Origin of the sequence: Candidatus Methylomicrobium oryzae (assembly GCF_016745425.1) — a bacterium.
GTDB classification, from domain to species: Bacteria; Pseudomonadota; Gammaproteobacteria; order Methylococcales; family Methylomonadaceae; genus Methylomicrobium; species Methylomicrobium oryzae.
This window is the reverse complement of the sequence record NZ_JAERVK010000061.1, coordinates 1-698: the sequence shown is the minus strand read 5'-3', so window position 1 is coordinate 698 and position 698 is coordinate 1. Positions and strand designations below refer to the sequence as shown.

Annotated in this window: 2 protein-coding genes; both read left to right on the top strand. The window is 55.4% G+C overall.

Annotated elements, in window-relative coordinates; genetic code table 11:
- A partial coding sequence (locus tag JJL52_RS21140) for a hypothetical protein (RefSeq protein WP_202054501.1) occupies positions 1–341 on the top strand: 341 nt, incomplete at its 5' end.
- 7 nt (positions 342–348) lie between these two features.
- Positions 349–698, top strand: a 350-nt coding sequence (locus tag JJL52_RS21135) for a helix-turn-helix domain-containing protein (RefSeq protein ID WP_202054500.1), incomplete at its 3' end; no start/stop codon positions are given.

Here is a 698-nt window from a genome sequence, read left to right as displayed (position 1 = left end):
CTGAGTCGGTTGACCGGACGTTGCGCCGCTCGAAAGAGAATCTGCAGCAGATCGAGCAGGTACGCCGGAACAACCGAGCCTTCGACGACCTGCGCGGCGGGGCCAAGCTGCTCAGATTGCTGGCCGAGACGGCCGAAGACGCCATGGGGTTAGGGTTCGAACTGGAAAAACTCCGGACGCTGGCCGAGGCCGAGCGGGTGATTGGCGATATTCTGGAAGACCCGCGCCATCCGGCCAATGATTGGAAACATCCGGCGCATGAAGAGGCTAAAAGTGCGTTGGAGCAATTAAATCAAAATGTGTCTGAAAGCCGCGCCCGGCTTGAAGAGCAGAGGAGTTGAAATCCCGATGGCTAAATTAACCAAAGCACAATGGGCTGAAGCCCGTCAGGCATGGGAAAGTGACCCGCGCGAAGGTTTCGCTTGGCTTGCCGAAAAGTTGGGTATTTCTCGCCCGGCGGTCAGTAAGAGGGCCAGTTCTCAAGGCTGGACAAAAACGGAAGTTAAGGAAGTTACGCCTCCTGAAAAAGTTACGCCAAAGTTACGCAAAAAAGTTACGCAAGTGATGCCGGCGGAGCGCCAAAACAAGCCCCAGGACGTTCTCGTCGTCACCGATGCGGAATGGGAGGAAGTCGACGAAAAAGCCGAACGGTTGCATGGAAATTCCAAATACCATCAACGGTTTGACGAAATGGCGCG